Origin of the sequence: Paenibacillus cremeus (genome assembly GCF_007786445.1) — a bacterium.
Classification (GTDB): domain Bacteria; phylum Bacillota; class Bacilli; order Paenibacillales; family NBRC-103111; genus Paenibacillus_G; species Paenibacillus_G cremeus.
In genome coordinates, this window is sequence record NZ_VNJI01000100.1 from 1 (window position 1) to 6,572 (window position 6,572).

General features: G+C 49.8%; 5 protein-coding genes. 1 reads left to right on the top strand and 4 read right to left on the bottom strand.

The features are described 5' to 3' along the window. Positions 1-271: 271 nt before the first annotated feature. The 4 genes from FPZ49_RS34645 to FPZ49_RS34660 form a co-directional block, all read right to left on the bottom strand. Positions 272-1,147 (bottom strand): radical SAM/SPASM domain-containing protein, encoded by an 876-nt coding sequence (locus tag FPZ49_RS34645; protein WP_144855256.1) that lies wholly within the window; start codon positions 1,145-1,147, stop codon positions 272-274. Between the two features lie 155 nt (positions 1,148-1,302). Then, entirely contained in the window at positions 1,303-3,027 is a 1,725-nt protein-coding gene (cysI, locus tag FPZ49_RS34650) for an assimilatory sulfite reductase (NADPH) hemoprotein subunit (RefSeq protein WP_144855258.1), read from the bottom strand. A 33-nt stretch (positions 3,028-3,060) separates the two neighbouring features. Continuing rightward, a complete protein-coding gene (locus tag FPZ49_RS34655) occupies positions 3,061-4,881 on the bottom strand; it encodes an assimilatory sulfite reductase (NADPH) flavoprotein subunit (protein WP_144855260.1) in 1,821 nt (606 codons plus the stop codon). A gap of 218 nt (positions 4,882-5,099) precedes the next feature. Then, positions 5,100-5,810 (bottom strand): Na-translocating system protein MpsC family protein, encoded by a 711-nt coding sequence (locus tag FPZ49_RS34660; protein WP_144855262.1) that lies wholly within the window; start codon positions 5,808-5,810, stop codon positions 5,100-5,102. A 357-nt stretch (positions 5,811-6,167) separates the two neighbouring features. Here FPZ49_RS34660 and FPZ49_RS34665 point away from each other — a divergent pair. Next, a partial coding sequence (locus FPZ49_RS34665) for an IS110 family transposase (RefSeq protein WP_144855264.1) occupies positions 6,168-6,572 on the top strand: 405 nt, incomplete at its 3' end.

A 6,572-nucleotide genomic window follows, 5' to 3' on the forward strand; every position in this document is an offset into this window, starting at 1 on the left:
TAACATAAAGTTCGGGTGCCACTGACATCTCTCGAATAAGGGATGTCAGCGTTTCTTTTAAAGAGCTCGCGTACAATTCCAATGACAAAACCTCCTCGTTTTTCAAGGGGCTTCGCCACATTTTTTTAACTGCTTGTCAATACCTATTTCGCATTTTTGCGCAAAAAAAGAGCGGGCTATCTTTTCGATAACCTGCTCTTGTTCTTGATTTTGGACACTATGCCTTAACTAAATGACATTGCCCATAAGGCACCCCATTTTCATTTCTATTTTATGCGCCAAACCGCTGGCGATAGCCGCACCGTTTGCAAAGCTCCTCTACAGCCTCCCGGCGGGAAAAGCCTTCGACAAGGTTGTTGGCGCGCTCGCCTTCTACAATGTCGGCAAAGGAAGTTTTATTCACATTGCCCAGGTTAATGACCCCTTCCCCATCTAGACAACAAGGCACAACCGTCCCATTCTCGAGAATCGCCGCCTGGCTGCGAAGCGCATAGCAAAAGCCTTTGCCCTCATCCTTCGGCGCGGTCAAGCTCGGCCACTGGAACTCATAGTCTTGGTTCAGATAGACGTAATTCGAAATGCGTACCCCGCTTCCCGGCACGACCTTCTCTTCGATCTTATAGTCCAGTCCAAACTCTTGCTCGATAACCTCCAGCGTGTCACGGTTTCGCTGCCTCTGAACATTCGTTAGGTTGTCCTGAGTCAAATTCCAGAGGCGGAAGGAAAATATCACCTTATGCTCTTCGGCTGCTCTCACAAAGGATAAAATTTCACGCAAGTAGCCCTCGCGGTCCGTCGACCCTTCATGCCCATCAAAGCTGTGGAGTGAAAAATTCATCTGTCTCAGCGCCGGCTTTCCGAGCAGCTTATGCCGGTTTTTCACGATCAACGTGCCGTTCGTCGTAATATTGACCTTGAACCCTTTCACGTGGCTGATATCCAGCAGCTCGTCGATTTTGGGATGGAGCAGCGGCTCTCCTTTTACATGTAAATAGATATGGTTGGTGTACGGCTTGATCTCGTCCAGTCGTCTAGCAAAATCCTCTACTGTTATAAAACTAGCTTTGCGCTCTGTAGGCGGGCAGAAGGTACAAGCCAGATTGCAAATGCTGGTAATTTCTATATAAACCTTTTTAAATCGCTTCAAGATCGGTTCCCCATTCCAAAAATGTATATGATGAGATGAAAATTGATAGACTATAATCTACATCATAACATAGAGTACGCTGTGACAGGTATCGGTACATTCTAGCGCCTTTTCGTGTCAAAGAAAAAACCGCGCCAGCGCGCGGTTTTAATCTCTTATGAATGGAAATCCTGTCCGGATCGGACTTCTTTAACATAGCCTGCGCGAATGACGAAATCGCCAAAATGCTCGCCATCCCGCCGCTCGGTAGCGTATTGCTTCAAGATCGGCTTAAGCGAATCCAGGATCTCCTCTTCGCCGATGTTTTCTTTGTACAGCTTATTCAGACGATTGCCGGAGAAGCCGCCGCCCAAGTACAAGTTGTATTTGCCAGGCGCCTTACCGATAAAAGCGATCTCCGCCAGCATCGGACGAGCGCATCCATTCGGGCAGCCGGTCATGCGGATGACGATATCTTCATTTTGCAGGCCGTTCTCCTCCAGGATTGGCTCAAGATTATCCAGCAAGGTCGGGAGGTAACGCTCCGCCTCCGCCATGGCCATACCACAGGTTGGCAAAGCTACGCACGCCATAGCATTGCGTCGCAAAGCGGAATAATGACTGCCATCAGTCAAGCCATGCTTTTTGATTAATTCCTCGATCTTCTTCTTTTGTTGGGTGCTGACGTTACCGATGAGCAGATTCTGGTTGGGCGTGAGACGGAAATCTCCAGTATGAATCTTGGCAATTTCCCGCAGACCCGTCATCAGCTGATATCTGCCTTCATCCTTGACGCGGCCATTCTCAATGAACAGTGTGAAGTACCACTTATTGTTGCTTCCCTTCACCCAGCCGTACCTATCGCCATTATCTTCAAAAAAGTACGGTCGTGCAGGCTCCAGATTCCATCCAAGTCGAGTCTGCAGCTCGGTGATGAACCACTCGATCCCGCGGTCGTCAATCGTATACTTGAAGCGTGCATGTTTACGGACAGAGCGGTCACCATAATCCCGTTGGATCATGACCGTCTTCTCCGCCACATCCACCGCCTGCTCCGGTTTAATAAAGCCGATCACCTGAGCCACCTGCGGATACGTCTTGGAATCGCCGTGTGTCATTCCCATGCCGCCGCCGACGGTCACGTTGAAGCCCTTCAGCTTACCATCCTCAACAATGGCGATAAAGCCTAAGTCTTGTGAAAACACATCCACATCATTTGATGGAGGAATGGCCATCCCGATCTTGAACTTCCGCGGCAAGTACACCGGTCCGTAGATGGGCTCTTGCTCTTCGTCGCTGGCCAAGCTGTCTACCACTTTCTCGTCGTCGAGCCAGATCTCGTGGTACGCCCGTGTTCTTGGGTCCAGATGGTTGCTGATCCGCGAAGCCCAGCCATACACCTCGGAATGAACCTCCGACTGGTAAGGATTCGGGTTACACATGACGTTACGGTTGACGTCACCGCAAGCAGCCAATGTGCTTAACAGCTCATCGTTGACTTCCTTGATCGTCTGCTTCATGTTCCACTTGAGAATACCATGCAGCTGGAACGACTGGCGGGTCGTCAAACGAATCGTTTCATTAGCATATTTATGGGCGATTCGGTCCATCATCAGCCACTGCGCCGGAGTAACGATCCCCCCTGCCGCACGGACACGAAGCATGAATTGGTAGGCCGGCTCAAGCTTTTGCTTCTGCCGCTCATTGCGCAAATCCCGGTCGTCCTGCATGTAGCTGCCGTGAAATTTCATTAACCGGTTGTCGTCCTCTGGAATGGAGCCGGTAATCCGATCTTGCAGCGTCTCCTCCAAGCTTCCCCGAAGATAGTTGCTGTTTCGTTTAATATCTTCCACATCGCTGTGCGGCGCACTATTAGGCGATAGTAAATTATTGTCCGACATGCTGACGTTCTCCTCTCTTCCGCACCAAGGGACTTAGTATACGTCCCGTTGATAACGCTTATTCTGCTTCATTCGGTTCAAATATTCGACCGCTTCTTCGCTGCTGAGTCGTCCCTCTTGCTCAAGAATCGTCAGCAAAGCGCTATTGACATCATGCGCCATCCGCTTCTCGTCACCGCAAACATAAACATAAGCGCCTTCCTGCAGCCATTGGTACAGCTCGCGGCTTCTCTCCAGCATCCGGTGCTGCACATAGACCTTCTGATCCGTGTCTCTTGAGAAGGCGACGTCCATGCGGCTCAGCACCCCATCCTTGAGCCAGCGCTGCCATTCGATCTGGTACAAGAAGTCGGTACGGAAGCGCTGATCTCCGAAGAACAGCCATGTCTTGCCTTCTGCTCCGGTCTCTTCTTTCTCCGCAAGGAATGCTCGGAATGGAGCGGCGCCTGTGCCAGGTCCAATCATGATGATCGGCGTATCCGGGCTCTCCGGCAGCTTGAAATTCTCGTTATGCTGAATGAACACCGGCAGCTTCGCTCCGGGCTCCGAGCGTTCAGCCAAATGCACCGAGCAGACACCGTAGCGCTCACGCCCTTGCGACTCATAGCGAACCGCACGAACGGTAACGTGCACTTCATCCGGGCTCGCCTTCGGGGAGCTGGAGATCGAATACAAGCGAGCTGGCAGCTTCCGCAAAATAGTGACGAACTGTTCGGCAGGGACGCCCTTCAAGCCGTAATCCTGCACCAGATCGAGCACATCCCGACCGCTGGCATACGACTTGAGCTCCTGCTCGCGTCCTGCTTCCAGCAGCGCGCTTAGCTTGCTGCTTGGAGCCAGCTGAGCGGCTTGCTCCAGGAGCGGCTTCGTCAGCACGGTGATTTCATAATGGCGCAGCAGCGCTTCACGCAGCGGAAGCTGCTCGCCGTTTTTGTTAATCGTAATCGATTGGTCTGCGTTCCAGCCCATCGCTTCAATCAGCTCGTCGACTAGACGAGGATGATTTTCGGGATAAATCCCCAGGCTGTCGCCCGGCTCATATTGAAGATTCGAGCCCTCCAGAGAGATCTCGAGGTGATGCGTTTCCTTCTCGGAGCCCGCACCATTCAAATTCAAATTCTCAAGCACCTCCGCATGGAACGGGTTCGATCGTGAATACTCCGATTCCGTCTCCGCCGCGAAGGACACCGCCGCTGTTCCGCTTGCTGTTGAAGGTGCAGCTGTCGAATCGCTAAGTGCGCTAACGACCTGCTTCATCCACTCCGCAGCCGGCTCGCCGAAGTCTACATCACAGTCCACGCGCGGTACCAGGCGTTTACCGCCCAGCTCTTCCAAGCGCTTGTCAAAATCTTTGCCCGTCTGGCAGAACAACTCATAAGAGCGGTCCCCGAGCGCCAGAACGGAGAAGCGCAGGTCCTCCAGCTGCGGTGCGCGCTTGCTGTACAGGAACTCGTAGAATGTCATGGCATTGTCCGGCGGCTCGCCATCCCCGTGCGTACTGACGACGACGAGCAGGTTCTGAACCTTCTTGAGCCCATTCGGCTTGAAGTCGCTCATAGACGACAGCGTGCATTGGAAGCCTTGCCCATCCAGCTGCTTGACTAGCTTCTTAGCCAGGGAGCTGGAGTTTCCGGTCTGTGATCCGAAGAGTACGGTCACTTCCTTGGAAACCGTTACGGCCGGTGCCGCTCCAGCTGCTTGCGGTGCTGCGCCTGCTCCTGCGGACGCGCTGCCCATCGCTGTCAAATATCCGCTGAGCCAAAATCGCTGTGATTCCGAGAGTGCCGGCAGGAGCCGGTTAAGCAGCTCAACCTGCTCTTGATTAAAAGGACTGTTCGTTACTTGAAGTACCAACTAGATCCACCCCATATCGTTGCTTCTAGATTCGTAATCCGACGTGCACTTACAAATTTTTCTCCTAAATTCACACTATCACACTCGGAATAACAGTTCAATTCAAATCATTTTATACTATTTATAAGCGATCCTGATAAACCGGCGGAAATCAAACTGAGCGGCGTATGACCTTTGTAAAAAAAGCCCCCAGCTGATTGAAAAGCTGAGGACTTCCTTCATATTGCCGGACGTAAAATAAATACGATCACACTTCGATCAAGCTGAAAATTCCAATCTACGAAAACATCTTCAATCGTTGTACCTAATATTTTTTGAAATTGTGAGTTGTTGCGCAAATCATTTTTTTCGAGGTTATTTAGCGCTTTTCTTAAACTGTCTTCATCGCCAAGTCGTATCAACTCTCTACTAATCTCAATTAGAATGCCGCTACGGACAACAAGAAGTGTTCTTTTATTGAGCATGTAAGAAGATAATTGGTCCGGTCTTTTTTGGACACATTGACTGATAATTTCTAGCTCCCGATGAAGCTTTCCCTTACCTTCATATCGTTCCTGCGATTCGAGTATCAACGGGAGATCCTCTAATTGCCGGCCAACAAACACTCCTGAATGACGATATAATTCCCAGTCGTAATAAAATTCAACCAGTTCTATTCCAGTCATTAATAACAAAAAAGCTTTGATTTCAGGAATTAACGATTTCATTACTAAATCTCTGATCTGCCGGACAGAGCTGATTTGCCCCTGCTTCAATAGTATTTTTTCCGTTGGGGTTATAAAGTTGCGCAAATAAATGACAATAAAGGGATAATGGATACTTGCATAGATATATTGGGGCCCTTTCCCAAACGTGTCTCTGAGCAATTTTCCTATATGGCTTGCAATTTCGTTTTGGAGATGGAATTCATCATTGTTCGAAAAACTCATTCTCATATAGCCCTAGACTTTCTCCGAATGTTTATCGAAGAAAGCCGCCTACCTTACCTCCTTGGTTGATTAGTTGAATTTCCTTCCGACTGCAAATAAAACTTTCATGACCTTCCCGGTCACAGGCTATGATGAAAATCTCATCGTAGCCGTTTTTCTTTCTCACCAACTGACAATACTTAGAATTAAGGGCTGGATCAGTTCGTGGCTTTTTGTGGTGACTTGATCCCGAAAATAAAACTGAATGAACAACCTTTGAAGCACAGGCTATTGGACTTCGAGTCCGGATAAAAAATTTTCCTCTTTCAGGTTGTTTTCTGGCCCCCCATTTCCTTTCGGAGGTTGGTTGTTCTCATGATGGAAGCTATTCTGGAACGCTGTGCAGGGTTAGATGTTCACCAAGAAACGGTCGTTGCTTGTGTTTTATCTGGTCCGCTCGATCGGGCTCCACGGATGGAGATTCGAACGTTTGGAACGATGACGGAAGATTTGCTTGAACTCGGCGAATGGCTCACTCTAATGGAATGCTCCCATGTCGCCATGGAAAGCACAGGCATCTACTGGAAGCCCGTTTGGAATGTCCTTGAAGCGTTTGACGTTGAGCTTATCTTGGCTAATGCTCATCATGTAAAAAACCTACCCGGCCGAAAAACAGACATGAAAGACGCCGAGTGGCTTGCAAAATTACTTCGATGCGGGCTAATTGAGGCTAGTTTCGTCCCTTCCGTCGAAGTTCGAGAATTGCGTGACTTAACTCGTTAC